Raw genomic sequence first — 14266 nt, forward strand, 5'->3', positions numbered from 1 at the left:
TGCGGCGGGCTGCTGTTTATCAGAGCTTGGGCAGTTGGCCGATGCGGCCCATCATTTCGGTGACGATCTGCAGGTCCAGCAGGAACTGGTCGACGGTCTTGAACTCGTTGTCGGTGTGCCCGGTGTACTTCACTTCCGGGCGCGCCAGGCCGAATTGCACGCCGTTGGGCAGTTCATGCACGGAGGTCGCGCCCGCAGAGGTCCCAAATTTATGTTCCATGCCCAGGTTTTCGCTGGCCACCGCCAACAGGGCCTTGACCCACTCACCTTCAGGGTTGCGGTACATCGGCTCGGCCACAGAGTAGGTGAAGCCCACCTTGACCTTGGTTTTCTTGTCCCAGGCGCTCAGCTTGTCGGCGATCTCGGCTTTGAGTTTTTCCGGTGACTTGCCCTTTGGCACGCGCAGGTTCACGGCCAGCTTGAAGGCCTTGTCATCCAGGCCGACAAAGGTCAGAGAAGTGGTCAGCGGCCCCATGAACTCATCAGAGAAGCCCACGCCCAACTTGCCGCCCAGGTAATCCAGGCCCCAGTTGTCGGACGCATAACGTGCAGCATCGGTGATGTGGTTGTGCTTGAAGGCGATCTTGCCATCGACGCTGTGGATCAACTCCAGCATGCGCGCCACCGGGTTGACCCCGGATTCCGGCTCGGACGAGTGCGCGGACACGCCGGTGACGGTCAGCTTGACGTTTTTGCCGTCGACCTTGGCGGCCACTTCAAAATCGCCACCGTTGCGCTTGGCGTAGTCGGTGCCGGCCTTTTGCAAGCTGGCGGCCAATTCGGCCGGCTTGTCGCTTACGAACGTCGCCACCGAAGCTGATGGAATCTGGTTGGTTGCCATGCCGCCCGTCATCGAGATGATTTCCGCGCCTTTGCCTTCACCCTTGCGACGCGGGAAGGTGGCCATCACCGTGCCGTAGCCTTTCTCGGCAATCACCACCGGGTAACCGCCATCCAGCGCCAGGTTGTACTGCGGTGTCGGGTTCTTTTCGAAGTAGTAGGGAATCGCGTCGCCGGAGGTTTCTTCGGTGGTGTCCACCAGCAGCTTGAAATTGCGTGCCAGCGGCAGCTTCTCTTCCTTGATCACCTTCATGGCATACATCGCCACGACGATGCCGTTTTTGTCATCCTCGGTGCCACGCCCGTACATGCGGTCGCCGATCAGCGTGACTTTGAACGGGTCGAGCTTGGTGCCGTCTTTCAACACCCAGTTTTCCGGTGTCACAGGCACCACGTCGGCGTGGGCGTGGATACCGACCACTTCATCACCGCTGCCTTCCAGGGAAATTTCGTACACACGGTTGTCGATATTGCGGAACGTCAGGTTAAAGGCCTTGGCCAGTGCCTCAATCTTGCCGGCAATCTTGATGAACTCCGGGTTCTTGTACTGCGGCAGACCGTCCACGTTGAACGTCGGGATTTCCACCAGCTCACGCAGGGTTTCGGTGGCGGCCTTGCCGTACTTCACTCGCGTGTAGATACCGAGCAGGCGATTGATCTCGTTCTGCTGATCCGCGCTCAAGGTTTTGTTATCAAGAAACGCACTGATCGCCGGGCCCACATCACGGGTCTTGCCCAGGTCGCCCTTGGCCAGGGCGCCGAGGAAACCACGGAAGTCGGTGACTGACGTTTCGTTGAAATGCTTCAGAATTGCCGTGCTTTGGTCCGGGGTGATGTTGGCGAAAGCGGGGCTGGTGATGGCCGAAAGGCTCGCCGCGAACAGGGTGGCAGCCGCCAATTGCTTGAGTGGAAAGTGCATGGAGGGACGCATTCCTTTGCAGGTAGTGAGTAGGACGTTTCTGATCAATCTGTCAGAAACATTTCCACACACTACCACTACTCAGGTGCCTCTGGTCAATGCTGGCCAGGGTGGGGCTCAGGGTACTCCTCGGTCACGTTCAAGGCTCTAGCATAAGGCCCATCCCACAATTGCTCATGCAACTCCCCGACCCGCTTGGCCATCGCTTCACTGCGCATCACCACTTCCAGGTTGCGCGAGTTATCCAGGTACCCGCCCAGCCAGTTGCTGGTGCCGATCCACGCAACCTCGCCGTCGATTTCCATGGTCTTGCTGTGGATCACCCGCGCATACGGGATAAAGCCTTGCTTGGCCTCGGGCAGGGTGATGATCTTGATGTGCACGTTGGGCAGCACAGCGAGGCTTTTGAGGTAGGGCAACTCCAGCGTGTCGGTGTTCCAGTTGGACACCATCAGCTTGATCGACACCCCACGTGCCGCCGCCGCACGCACGGCATTGTCGATCACTGCGTAGTACGGACGGGTCTTGTCAGGTCCGTAGGACAGTGGCGCATAGTCGAGCAGTTGCACGCGCACTTCGTGTTTCGCTTCGCTGAGTAAACGCGGCAGTTCCAGCTGTGAATCGCCGACGCCTGGCGGGTTGTAGCGTTGCGGGCTGGCGACCAGGTAGTTGCCGGTGCGTGGCGGCTCTTTGCTGGAGGCAGGCAGTGGCACCGGCTGGTTGTTGGCCAATGCCTGCTGGGCTTTCCAGTCCTGTTCGAAGATCGCCTGCACTTGGCTCACCACGGTCGGGTCGGTGATACGCAGCCCGGTTTCGTGGATATGTTCCAGCGAACGCCAATCGAAATTCTGGCTGCCGACAAACGCCTGCTTGCCATCCACCACCAGGTATTTGGCGTGGATGATCCCACCGCTCACCCGCGCGTAGGGCAGCACGCGAAAGGTCAGGTTGGGGATTTTCCGCAGGCGTTCCAGGGTGGACGCTTCCGACAACCGGATGCCTTTTTCTTCCAGCAGAAAACGAATCTTCACACCGCGTTTACCGGCGGCTTCCAGGCGTTCGATCACGCGGTCCATCACCGAGCCTGGGTGATCGGCGGCGTAGAACTGGCCAATGTCGATGCTGCTTTTTGCGCCGTCAAACAGCTCGCTCCACACTGGGCCGGGCTGGCGCAAGTCGTCGGTGCCGAGGGCGGTGTCCACCGGCACGGTGTGCACCAATTCAAACCCCGGAATCGAAAAGTCCGCTTGGGCCAGCGGACTCATGAGCAAGCCTGCCAGGCCTGCGATGCGCAATTTCAAGGAAATGGACATAGGAATTCCCATCACAAAAGAAAGCGGGCGCATTGCGCGCCCGCTGTTACGTTTACGCCGTGCGGCTGTGCAGTGGCGTCGGCACCAGGTGCGGTACTTCACTCTGCACGCGGGCGCCGGTGGCGGCGCGGATCAGCAGGATTTTCAGCTGGTCGTTGATGCGCTCCAGGCTGTCCTGGAAGAAGTTGTGGAACACCACGCAGAACAGCGCGATGGCGATCCCCAGGCCGGTGGCGAACAAGGCCGTGCCGATACCACCGGAAATCTGCCCTGGGTCGGACACGCCCGCCGTGGCCAGCGCCTTGAAGGTGTCGATGATGCCGAGGATGGTGCCCAGCAAACCCAACAGCGGCGCGGCGGTGGTGATGGTTTCGATAATCCACAGGCTGCGGGCCAGGGGGGCACGGGTGGTCAGGTACTGGGTTTCGATCACGTCATCCAAGTCCTTGCGCGAACCCTGTGAGGCTTTCTGTGCCAGCACTGGCAACACCATGCTCAGCGGCAGGCTGTCACGGCGGGTCAGGCTTTCCGGCAGGTCGCGTTCGCTGTGCACATTGGCGCCCAGCACCTCGGTCAGCGCGCGGGCTTGGCGGCGTACATACGCGAAGTAAATCCCGCGCTCGATGGTGATAAAGATCGCGATGGCCATCGCGGCATACATCACATAAAAGGTGATGTCGTGGAGCAGGTTCATGTCCATGTTCATTTACCTCGCAATTAGAAGTTGGCTTCCAGGGAAACCGTCACGGTACGTTCCAGACCCACGATGTAGGCCGGGTCGCCGTCGCGGAAACCGCTGTAGCTGGCCGCGTTGGTCTTGGTGGTGTACACGCCGTCCAGGTACTTCTTGTCGAACAGGTTGTCGACGTTCAGGCGCAGGGTGGCGTCCTTGACTACCTTCTTGTCCACCGGCAGGTAGATACCCGCGCCGGCGTTGAAAACGGTGCGGCCGGAGATGGCTTCGTCATTGGTCAGGTCGCCGTAGAGCTTGCTGGTGTACTTGCCGCCGAAGGTGCCGTAGAAGCGGCCGTCGTCGTAGCCGATGTTGGCGGCCAGCATGTTTTTCGGCACGTTGGCGAACTGCTTGCCGCTGGTGGGCAGCAAGATGGCTTGGCCGGCGTTGTACACGGTCAGGTCGTCTTGCTGCTCGGCCTTGGTGTAGGTGTAGGAGGTGTAGTAGTTGAAGTGATTGGGTAGCAGGCCGCTCCACTCCAACTCCAGGCCGCTGTTGTTGACGGAGCCGGCGTTGATGTCGGCGAAGTCGCCGTTGATGTCCCGCGACGACACTTGGCGATCCTTGAACTGCATGTAGAACAAGGTGGCGGCCACGGTCATGTCTTCATCGGTGTAGCGCCAGCCCAACTCGTGGTTCCAGCTGGTTTCCGGCTTGGAGTCGATGGAACCCACGCCCTTGTCGTACAGCACATAGTTCTGCGGGATGCGCATGTTGCGCGACAGGCTGTAGAACAACTGATCGCGTTCATCCAGCTGGTATTTCAGGCCGGCGTTGGGCAGCAGCTTGTTGTAGGTCTGGTTACGTTTTTCCGGCTGCTCGGTGAGGCTGCCGTGGTTGGTGCCGTCACGCTTGACGTTCATGTAGGCCAGGCCGGCGATCAGGGTCCAGTCCGAGTTGATGTACCAGGTGTCCTGGGCCCAGACTTTCTGCGCCGGCGTGATGGTGAAGCGGTCGCGTCCCTGGATGGTGTTGCCATTGGCATCGACCACCGCGTCGTTGGAGTCCGGCCAGGTGTCGACGGGCTTGCCACTGGCCTTGAGCGGAATAAACGGCTGGGTCTGGCTTTGGCGTGCGCGCTCGTACCAGTAGCCGACTTGCAGGCTGTGATCGCCCAGGTCCCAGTTCAGTTTGGTGGTGATGCCCGGACGCCAGGTCTGGGTGCGCGAAGGGCGGTAATACACGCCGTTGTTCGGGGTGCCGTCGGCGTTGTATTGGGCGCCGGTGGGCAGGTTGCCCAGGTCGAACACGCCGCCTTGGTTGGAGCCGCGGTTCAGCGCATAACTGGCCGAACCGACACCGCTGCCGTTACCCCAGTAGTAATACGGGATCACCGACAACGCGAGGTTGTCTGCCAGTTTGAACTGGGTGTTGAGCACGGCGGTGAAGGTCTGGAACGGGTTCTGCGCCAGGGCGTAGTAGCTGTTGTACTTGCCGTTGCTGCCCACGGTCGGCGTGGCCGGGTAGGGGTCGTACTTGCGACCGTTCTGCTGGTACTGGGCCTTGGTCAGCTGGCTGTAGCTATTGTTGTCCTGCTCGTGGTACTTGAGGATCAGGTTGGCGGTGTTGCCATCGCCGGCGTCGAAGAAGCTGTTCCATTCGACCTTGTCCGCGCGCACGGCGCCCGAACCGCGCCACATCTGGCCTTCGGTGTGGGACGCCGACAACCAGTTGCTCAGGCCATTGATCTCGCCGGTGTTGAGGCGGGCAAAGGTCTTGCGCGTGGCGTTGCTGCCCATCACCTGTTTGACGAACGCCCCGGTTTCCTTGGTCGGGCGAATGGTCACGATGCCGATGTTGCCGCCGCTGGAGCCGATGTGCGGGCCGTCGGCCTCCGAAGAACCCTGGGTGACGAAGATCTGCTCGATGTTTTCCGGGTCGCCCAGCAGGTTGGAGTACAGCGCGTAGTTGCCGGAGTCGTTGATCGGCATGCCGTCCACCGACATCCCCACCTGGTCGGAGTTGAGCCCGCGCATGGTGAAGCGAAAGCCGGACAGGCCGGTGTTGTCTTCGCTGGAAATGTTCAAGCCCGGCGTGTACTTGAGCTTGTCCACGGCGTTGCCGGTGGCGGTCTGTTTATCCAGCGCTTCCTTGGTCACGGTGGAGCGGCCCTTGATGCTTTCTTCCTGCACCATGTAGCCGCCACCTGCCGTGGCCTTGCCCTGAACCCCAATCGTCCCGACGTCGCTGTTGCTGGTGTCGGCCATGACCATTCCATGGCCCATGCTTGCGGCAACGAGTGCCAGATGAATCCGTGTGAACCTCATCTCTGTCGTCCTGGTGTCGGGTGCTTATTGCACGCTGTAGTTGAAGGTGGCGGTGAAGCGCTGCTCATTGCGGCCCCCGAAGGCTTGCTCGGGGAACGGCTTGACTTGCTTGATACGACGCAAGCTGTTGGTGGCGGCCCGGTTGAGCAACATGCTCGAGGCCTGGGTCTGCAAACCGGAGTCGAGAACCCGACCCTGGCGGTCGACCAGCAACCAGACCACCACTTCGCCGGTGGGGCGTTCAAGGGAGGCCTGGCGTCCGGTGGGGTACTGCTTGTAGGTATCCAGCTCGTTGCGCAAACCCTTGAGGTAACCGCCTTCCAGCGCTTGGCCGTCGACCTTGGGGGGCGCGGGCGGCGCGGGCGGCGCGGGTGTCGGCGCGGCCTGGGCCACGGGCGCCGGTGCCGGTTTGGCGGCGACCGGTGGGGGTGTCGGGGTGGGCGTTGGCTTGGCGACCACGGGCTTGGGCACAGGTTTTGGCTTGGGCTCAGGCTTGGGTTTTGGCAGCGGTTTTGGCGGCGGCGGTGGCGGGGCCGGTTCTGCCTCTTCATCCTCGATCACCGGCGGTGGCGGCTCTTGTTCCACCACCGGCTCGGGGATCACTTCTGGCTCCGGCTCGACCAGCGCCAACTCGACCGCCGACTCGTCATACACCGGCTCAACCTTCAAGGTCTGGGACTGGATACCCAGTGCAATCAGCACCAGGGCGATCAGGGCCGGGACACTGCCCAGCAGCTGACGCGCACGAAACAATACGTACATGATCAGGACTTACGCGTGGCAATGGACACGGAGGTAAAGCCACCCAGACGCAGGGTGTCCATCACCTCCACCAGGCGCGAAACTTCTACGCCTTTGTCGCTGTTGACGATGATGGTCGACTTGGTGTCAGGCTTTTCGGCCGCCTTCAGCGCCGGCACCAGCGCATCGACCGTGAGGTCCTTGCCATCCAGTTGCAGTTGGCCTTCCAGGCCCAGTGTCAGGATGAATTTGTTCTGTGGTTTGAGCTGCTGTGAACTGCTGGCGCTGGGCAGTTGCGTCTTCATGCCGAGGGCCGGAATCACGTTCAGGCTCACGAGTACGAAAAACACCAGGAGGAACATCATCACGTCGATCATCGGGATCAGTTCGATGTGCGCCTTGCGTTTTTTCGGTTCGTCCCAGGTTCTCATTCCGCTACCCCGTTATTGAATTAGGGGCGACACGCTAACAACCAAAAATGACCGATTGGTTAACTTTAATTGACGTTTTGAGGGCTCTAGGACAGGTATTTCAGACAATTCTCAAGACATTTTTGTGACGTAACAGAATTGACATGCACCAGGGGCATTCTCAAAAACTTTACATCGAGGGCCCCTGGAAATGAGCCGTGAACTGCCACAGATATCCACGCCGCGACTGTTAATGCGCGCACTGGAAAACCACCAGGCCGAGACGTTGTGCACCCTCGCCAACGGCCCGAAAATCGCTGACAACACAGCGAGTATTCCTTCGCCTTACACCCTCGAAATCGCGCAGGACTTTATCGCTGGCATGCCGGAGAAATTTCGCTCGGCCCACCTGTTGAGCCTGGGCATGCACCGGCGTGACAGCGGCGAGCTGATCGGCATCGTCAGCCTACGCATCAAGCAGGATCACCTCTACGGACACCTGGGCGGCTGGGTGGCGGCGGACGCGCGCAACCAGGGCTATGCGGCAGAAGCAGCGCGTGCGCTGATGGACTACGGCTTTGCCGAACTCGGCCTGCATCGCGTGGGCAGCCAGTGCTTCAGTCGCAACAAAGAATCGGCGCGAGTCATGGAGAAAATCGGCCTGCAGTATGAAGGTTGTCTGCGCGGGGCATTTCTCAAGAACGGCGTGCATGAGGACATGTTGGTGTTCGCCACTTTGCGTCAGGATTGGGAGTTTCGACTGTGAGTGGCGAGGTCGATCATGGCCGGCGCCGGGTCCTTGCCGGGCTGGCTGTCGCCACCTCGTTTGCGATCCTCAGTCCGTTTGCGCGCAGTGCCGGCGTGGATTATCCGTTCACCCTCGGCGTGGCTTCCGGGGACCCGTTGCCCGATGGGTTTGTGATCTGGACGCGCCTGGCGCCGTTGTTCAATGCCGTGGATGGCCGGGGCGGCTTGAGCCGTTCCGTGCCCGTGCGTTGGCGGGTCGCCAGCGATGCCGCGATGACCCGCGTGGTGCGCCAGGGCGAAGTCATGGCCAGCGAGCGCTGGGGCCATTCGGTGCATGTGGAAGTCGCGGGGTTGGAGGCGGGCCGGCCGTATTGGTATCAGTTCGAAGGGCTGGGCGCGCAAAGCCCGGTGGGGCAGTCGCGCACGGCGCCTGCGGTGCATGCCATGGTGTCGGCGCGCCTGGGGTTTGTCTCGTGCTCCCACTGGGAGCGCGGCTATTTCAGTGCCTATCGCCACCTGGCAGAGGAACAGCCCGACCTGGTGTTCTTTCTCGGCGACTACATCTACGACAGTTCCTACGCGGCGGATTCGGGCAAGATCATTCGCCCCCACGGCAGCGGTAATGCAGTGAGCCTGAGCGACTATCGTAACCGCTATGCCCTGTACAAAACCGACCCGGATCTACAGGCCCTGCACGCTGCTGCACCGAGCGTGGCGACCTGGGACGATCACGAAGTGCAGAACGACTACGCCAACCGCTGGTCCCAGGACCCGAAGATTCCGATCGGGCAATTCCTGCAGCAGCGTGCGGCGGCCTACCAGGCTTACTACGAGCATATGCCGCTGCGTGCCAGCAGTTTGCCGAAAGGTCCGGACATGCGCATTTATCGGCGCCTGGACTACGGCCGACTGGCCCGTTTCCACGTGCTGGATGGTCGGCAATACCGTTCCGAACAACCGTGCATTCCGGCGAATGGCAGCCACCAGGGACATATCGCCGATAACCTCTGTCACGACTTGCGCGACCCTGGCCGCACCATGCTGGGTTGGCAGCAAGAGGCTTGGCTGGACCAGGGGTTTGCCCAGTCAAAAGCGCAGTGGAACATCATCGCCCAGGACCTGTTGGTAGCGCCGCTGACCCAGCGTGACCTGACCAACCACAAGCCGGGGCGTTGGACCGACGGGTGGGATGGCTATATGGCCAACCGTTCGCGGATGCTGGCGTCCATCGAGCGCAATCGCGTCAACAACCCGGTGTTCTGGGGCGGCGATATCCACTCGTTCTGGGTGACGGATTTGCACGCCGATGCCAACAACCCGGATTCGCGGGTGGTGGCCACGGAATTTGTTGGTACCTCGGTGACCTCCGATGGGCCGCCCTTTGATGCGTTCAGCAAGCTGCTGCCGCTCAACCCCCATGTAAAGTTCTTCGACAGCCGCCAACGAGGGTATGTGTCGGTGGAGGTGGAGGAGGGCAGGATGCTCACGAACCTGCGGGTGATTACCGACCCTCGCGACCCGATGGCCACGGTGTCGACCCTCAAGTCGTTTGTGGTGGAACCAGGGCGGGCGGGGGTGAGTGAGGTTTAATCGAGTTCGTAGCGCACGGACAGCGCACCCTTTTTTTCTGAAAGGGTCAGGATGGTCACCTGGCCCAACTCACTCAGTGCCTGTACATGAGTACCGCCGCAGGCGTACGCGGGCAATTCGCCAAAGCCGACTTCGCGGGTGCCGTCTTCCAGGTTCATGTGGCGCGGGTAGTCTGCGGCGATCCATTGGTTGACCTGTTGTTGGATCGCCTCGGCGTCCATGGCTTGCGCCGCTTCGCCACGGATGAAGGTGATCTTGCCTTCGCCGGGCCAGTGATGGGCCTTGATCGGCATCCAGCCCAGGGTTTCGCCTGCGTTGCCAATTAAGTGCCCGGCGGAATGCAGTCGGGTGTGTAGAGTACGACGCTGCTCATCGACCCGCGCGGTGATCGGACCGGGTTCCAATGGCCGGTCGACATAGTGCACCACGCGGTCGGCTTCCTGGGTGACGCGCAGCACAGTGCTTTCACCCAGCCAGCCGGTATCGAAAGGTTGCCCACCGCCCTGGGGGTGAAAAATCGTCGACTGCAGGATGACTGCGAACTGCCCCTCGTGGGGGGTGCAGCTCAGCACCTCCAGCTCGGCAGTCAGGTGGTCGTGGGTAAAAAACAGGCGCTCGGTCATCATCTACATCCGCATCAGGGTTCTGCGCGCAGTATAAATAGTGCGCGGATAGGTGATAATCCGCTCAATTATCAATGGACCTGTGCACCATGAGCATCAATCTTCCTTTGCCGCTGCTGGGCGAAATGGCGATTTTCGTCAAAGTGGTGGAAACCGGCAGCTTCTCCGAAGCCGCCCGGCAACTGGGGGCCTCGCCTTCCTCGGTGAGCCGCAGTATCTCGCGTCTGGAAAAAGCTTTGGCTACGCGCTTGCTGCAACGCACCACGCGCAAATTGCGCTTGAGCGAAGGCGGGGAAGAGGTATTCAAGCGCTGCCAGGAGATGGTCAGCGCGGCGCGCTCGGTGATGGAGATCAGCGGCCAGTTCACCCATGAAGCCGAAGGGTTGGTGCGGGTCAGTGTGCCCAAGGCGGTGGGGCGGTTTGTGGTGCACCCGCATATGCCGGAATTCCTGCGGCGTTACCCCAAGGTGGATGTGCAGTTGATTCTGGAGGATCGCCAGGTGGACATGATTGATGACAACGTCGACCTGAGTATCCGTATCACCGACAGCCCGCCGCCGGGGTTGGTGGGGCGGCAGTTATTGCCCATCGAGCATCTGTTGTGCGCGACGCCGCAGTACTTGGCTGAACACGGGACGCCGGAGCACCCCCATGATCTGCTGGCACACAGCTGCATTTACTTGGGGGAAACGCCCGGAGATTCACGCTGGAAATTCCGCCAGGCCGGCAAGGCGGTGACGGTGGCGGTGCGTGGGCGTTATGCGGCGAACCACACCGGGGTTCGGCTGGATGCGGTGTTGCAGCACGTGGGGATTGGCAGCTTGCCGTATTTCACGGCGCGCCATGCATTGGAGGAGGGGCGGTTGGTGCAGGTGTTGCCGGCGTGGGACTTTATTGCGTCCTACCATGGAGAGGCGTGGTTGCTGCATTCGCCCACGCGGTACCTGCCGCCGAAGTTGCGGGTGTTTATTGATTATCTGGTGGCGTGCATGGCGAAGGAGCCGACATTGCGTCGGCCCATTCCTGGTCGCTGATCAGTGCTTGCTCTGGTCAACCGGCATGGCCAGCAGCTGCTTTTCCTGGTTCCAGTCGAACGGTTCGTCGTTCTGTTCGGCTTCGAAGCGACGTTCTTCCAAGGCCTGGTACAGGTCCAGTTCTTCGTCAGGCATGAAGTGCAGGCAGTCACCGCCAAAGAACCACAGCAGGTCGCGCGGCACCAGGTGGGCGATTTGCGGGTAGCGCAGGATGACCTGGCTCATCAGGTCCTGGCCCAGGTACTGGCTTTCGATCGGGTCGATCGGCAGTAGGGCGCGCAATTCGTCGAAGCGCTCCAGGAACAGTGAATGGCTTTCCTCGGGCACCTGTTCGGCTTCGCCGACGGCAACCAGGATGCTGCGCAGATGGTCGAGCAAGACGAGATGATCGGCAACGACGTTGGACACGAGATAAGTCCTCTAAAGCAAAAACGGGCGCGAGAGTATATGCCTCTCGCGCCCGTTTTTATATGACCGCTCGACTCAGCGGACTTTACCCTCGGCCTGGGTCAGCTCTTCCTTGCTGAAATCATCCACGTCGATCACCTTGCGCCGCGCTGCTTCGGCATCACGCAGGGTTTGCGCCTCGGCCGGTTGCAAGACACCTGCGTGCAACGCCGCGTCGATGGCATGCTCCCCGGCGGTCGGTTTGACCTGGCCGCTTTTGAGCGCGGTGTGCAGTTTTTTCTGCAGCGGATGGCTGGCGCCGAGCAGGTCGTAGGCATGTTGCAGGGCGCCTACCGGATCTTCCGCCGATTGCGGGCGATAGCAGCCGGCCAGCAACTCTTCCAGGGTCGGGTCACCCTTGGCACGGCCGATCACCGCAGCCACTTCGGCATCCAGCGCATCCGACGGCCCGGTATGGCGACGGCCGAACGGGAACACGATCACCCGCAGCAGGCAGCCCAGTACCTTGTTCGGGAAGTTGCTCAGCAGTTCATCCAGCGCACGCTCCGATTCGCCAAGGCTTTCTTCCATGGCCCAGGCGAACAGGGGTTCCAGATGATCCGGCGAATCCAGGTCGTGATAACGCTTGAGGGCGGCTGACGCCAGGTACATATGGCTCAATACATCACCCAGGCGTGCCGACAGGCGTTCGCGACGCTTCAACTCGCCACCCAGCAGCATCATGCTCAGGTCAGCCAGCAGCGCGAACGCGGCCGCCTGTCGGTTGAGTGCGCGGAAATAACCCTGGCTCAAGCGGTTGCCTGGGGCCTTCTCGAAATGACCGACGCCGAGGTTCAGCACCAGGGTACTGGCGGCGTTGCTCACAGCGAAACCGATGTGTTGCATCAGCAGCCCGTCGAACTCCTTCAGCGCCTGGTCATGGTCTTCGCGACCGGCCAGGGCCATTTCCTTGAGTACGAACGGATGGCAGCGGATCGCGCCCTGGCCGAAGATCATCAGGTTGCGCGACAGGATGTTCGCGCCTTCCACCGTGATGAAGATCGGCGCACCTTGCCAGTTGCGACCCAGGTAGTTGTTCGGGCCCATGATGATGCCCTTGCCGCCGTGCACGTCCATGGCGTGGCTGATGCACTCGCGCCCCCGCTCCGTGAGGTGGTACTTGAGGATCGCCGACAGCACCGAGGGTTTTTCTCCCAGGTCCACGGCGTTGGCGGTGAGCATGCGTGCGCTGTCCATCAGCCAGGCGTTGCCGCCGATCCGAGCCAAGGCTTCCTGGATGCCCTCGAAGGCCGACAGGGGCACATTGAATTGTTCGCGCACCTGGGCGTATTGGCCGGTCACCAGGCTGGTGAACTTGGCCGCGCCAGTGCCGACCGCAGGCAGGGAGATCGAACGGCCCACGGAGAGGCAGTTCATCAACATCATCCAGCCTTTACCGAGCATTTCCTGGCCGCCGATCAGGAACTCAAGCGGGATGAAGACATCCTTGCCGGAGTTGGGGCCGTTCATGAACGCGGCGCCCAGAGGCAGGTGGCGACGGCCGATTTCTACGCCGGGGGTATCGGTGGGGATCAGCGCCAGGCTGATGCCCAGGTCTTCTTCTTCACCCAGCAGGTGGTCCGGGTCATGGGCCTTGAAGGCCAGACCGAGCAGGGTCGCGACCGGGCCGAGGGTGATGTAGCGTTTTTCCCAGTTCAGGCGCAGGCCGAGGGTTTCCTTGCCTTCCCATTCACCTTTGCAGATCACGCCGGTGTCGGGCATGGCGCCTGCATCGGAGCCGGCCAATGGGCCCGTCAATGCGAAGCAGGGGATGTCATCGCCTCGGGCCAGGCGCGGCAGGTAGTGGTTGCGCTGTTCTTCGGTGCCGTAGTGCAGCAGCAGTTCGGCGGGGCCGAGGGAATTGGGCACCATCACGGTGGAGGCCAGGTCACCGCTGCGGGTGGCGAGTTTCATCGCAACCTGGGAATGCGCATAGGCAGAGAAGCCCTTGCCGCCATATTCCTTGGGGATGATCAGGGCGAAGAAGCCATGGGTCTTGATGTGCTCCCAGGCCGCGGGCGGCAGGTCCATGGCCTGGCCGATTTCCCAGTCGCTGACCATGGCGCAGAGTTCTTCGGTCGGGCCGTCGATAAACGCCTGTTCTTCTTCGGTCAGCTGGGCCTTGGGGTAGGCCAGCAACTTGTCCCAGTCCGGGCGACCGCTGAAGAGTTCGCCGTCCCACCACACGGTGCCGGCGTCGATGGCGTCGCGCTCGGTCTCGGACATCGGCGGCAGGACTTTCTGGAACCAGCTGAACAGTGGCTTGGTGAAGTATTGGCGGCGCAGGTCGGGCAGCAGCAGGGGCGCGGCCACCACGGCGATCAACACCCAGAAGATCAGCAGCAGCCAACCCGGTGCGTGGCTCCAGGCGCCCATCGCCAGCAGGTAGACGGCAACCACGCCCAGGGCGGGCAGGGGCGCGACGCGGCGGTGTGCGAGGTAGGCAATGCCGACCACCAGCACCAGTATCCACAACAACAGCATATTCAATCCTCCGTGAAACCAGGGGCGAAACCACCAGGGAGCTTAGTCGGCATCCGAACAAGCGGGGTGATCAGGGTGTAACGAGATTTGGCCGATTCGTCGTTATCTCCCCGGCAGG

Annotated in this window: 12 protein-coding genes; 3 read left to right on the plus strand and 9 right to left on the minus strand. The window is 61.4% G+C overall.

Annotated features, from left to right (window positions below):
* Positions 1-19: 19 nt before the first annotated feature.
* The 6 genes from ACP7EW_RS14860 to ACP7EW_RS14885 all read right to left on the minus strand — a co-directional run bounded on the left by ACP7EW_RS14860 (position 20) and on the right by ACP7EW_RS14885 (position 7244).
* On the minus strand, positions 20-1759 hold the full coding sequence (locus ACP7EW_RS14860) for a dipeptidase (protein WP_426217936.1): 1740 nt from the start codon (positions 1757-1759) through the stop codon (positions 20-22).
* Positions 1760-1854: 95 nt separating this feature from the next.
* Positions 1855-3072, minus strand: a complete 1218-nt coding sequence (locus tag ACP7EW_RS14865; protein ID WP_426217939.1) for a phospholipase D-like domain-containing protein — start codon at positions 3070-3072, stop codon at positions 1855-1857.
* A 52-nt stretch (positions 3073-3124) separates the two neighbouring features.
* Positions 3125-3772 (minus strand): MotA/TolQ/ExbB proton channel family protein, encoded by a 648-nt coding sequence (locus tag ACP7EW_RS14870; protein WP_028615752.1) that lies wholly within the window; start codon positions 3770-3772, stop codon positions 3125-3127.
* A gap of 17 nt (positions 3773-3789) precedes the next feature.
* Positions 3790-6072, minus strand: a complete 2283-nt coding sequence (locus ACP7EW_RS14875) for a TonB-dependent receptor (protein WP_426217941.1) — start codon at positions 6070-6072, stop codon at positions 3790-3792.
* Between the two features lie 24 nt (positions 6073-6096).
* Positions 6097-6834, minus strand: coding sequence for an energy transducer TonB family protein (locus ACP7EW_RS14880; protein WP_426217943.1), 738 nt, complete (start codon positions 6832-6834; stop codon positions 6097-6099).
* Positions 6835-6836: 2 nt separating this feature from the next.
* Positions 6837-7244 (minus strand): ExbD/TolR family protein, encoded by a 408-nt coding sequence (locus tag ACP7EW_RS14885; protein ID WP_005786670.1) that lies wholly within the window; start codon positions 7242-7244, stop codon positions 6837-6839.
* Between the two features lie 190 nt (positions 7245-7434).
* Between ACP7EW_RS14885 and ACP7EW_RS14890 the strand changes: the two genes are divergently transcribed.
* Both ACP7EW_RS14890 and ACP7EW_RS14895 read left to right on the plus strand, forming a co-directional pair.
* Positions 7435-7989, plus strand: coding sequence for a GNAT family N-acetyltransferase (locus ACP7EW_RS14890; protein ID WP_426217945.1), 555 nt, complete (start codon positions 7435-7437; stop codon positions 7987-7989).
* The gene (locus tag ACP7EW_RS14895) at positions 7986-9560 is read left to right on the plus strand and encodes an alkaline phosphatase D family protein (protein WP_426217947.1); all 1575 of its coding nucleotides are present in this window, start codon (positions 7986-7988) and stop codon (positions 9558-9560) included. Before ACP7EW_RS14890 ends, ACP7EW_RS14895 begins: the two co-directional genes overlap by 4 nt.
* On the opposite strand, the gene ACP7EW_RS14900 is transcribed toward ACP7EW_RS14895, so the two are convergent.
* The gene (locus ACP7EW_RS14900; protein ID WP_426217949.1) at positions 9557-10183 is read right to left on the minus strand and encodes an alanyl-tRNA editing protein; all 627 of its coding nucleotides are present in this window, start codon (positions 10181-10183) and stop codon (positions 9557-9559) included. The genes ACP7EW_RS14895 and ACP7EW_RS14900 overlap by 4 nt on opposite strands.
* An 89-nt stretch (positions 10184-10272) precedes the next feature.
* On the opposite strand from ACP7EW_RS14900, the gene ACP7EW_RS14905 reads away from it, so the two are divergent.
* Positions 10273-11217, plus strand: coding sequence for a LysR family transcriptional regulator (locus ACP7EW_RS14905; protein ID WP_177110959.1), 945 nt, complete (start codon positions 10273-10275; stop codon positions 11215-11217).
* On the opposite strand, the gene ACP7EW_RS14910 is transcribed toward ACP7EW_RS14905, so the two are convergent.
* Both ACP7EW_RS14910 and ACP7EW_RS14915 read right to left on the minus strand, forming a co-directional pair.
* On the minus strand, positions 11218-11625 hold the full coding sequence (locus ACP7EW_RS14910; RefSeq protein ID WP_016979513.1) for a PA2817 family protein: 408 nt from the start codon (positions 11623-11625) through the stop codon (positions 11218-11220).
* Between the two features lie 75 nt (positions 11626-11700).
* Positions 11701-14148: an acyl-CoA dehydrogenase gene (locus tag ACP7EW_RS14915; RefSeq protein ID WP_426217952.1), complete on the minus strand. Its 2448-nt coding sequence runs from the start codon at positions 14146-14148 to the stop codon at positions 11701-11703.
* Positions 14149-14266 lie beyond the last annotated feature (118 nt).

Origin of the sequence: Pseudomonas sp. DWRC2-2, assembly GCF_049897885.1 — a bacterium.
Taxonomy (GTDB): Bacteria; Pseudomonadota; Gammaproteobacteria; order Pseudomonadales; family Pseudomonadaceae; genus Aquipseudomonas; species Aquipseudomonas azotoformans_A.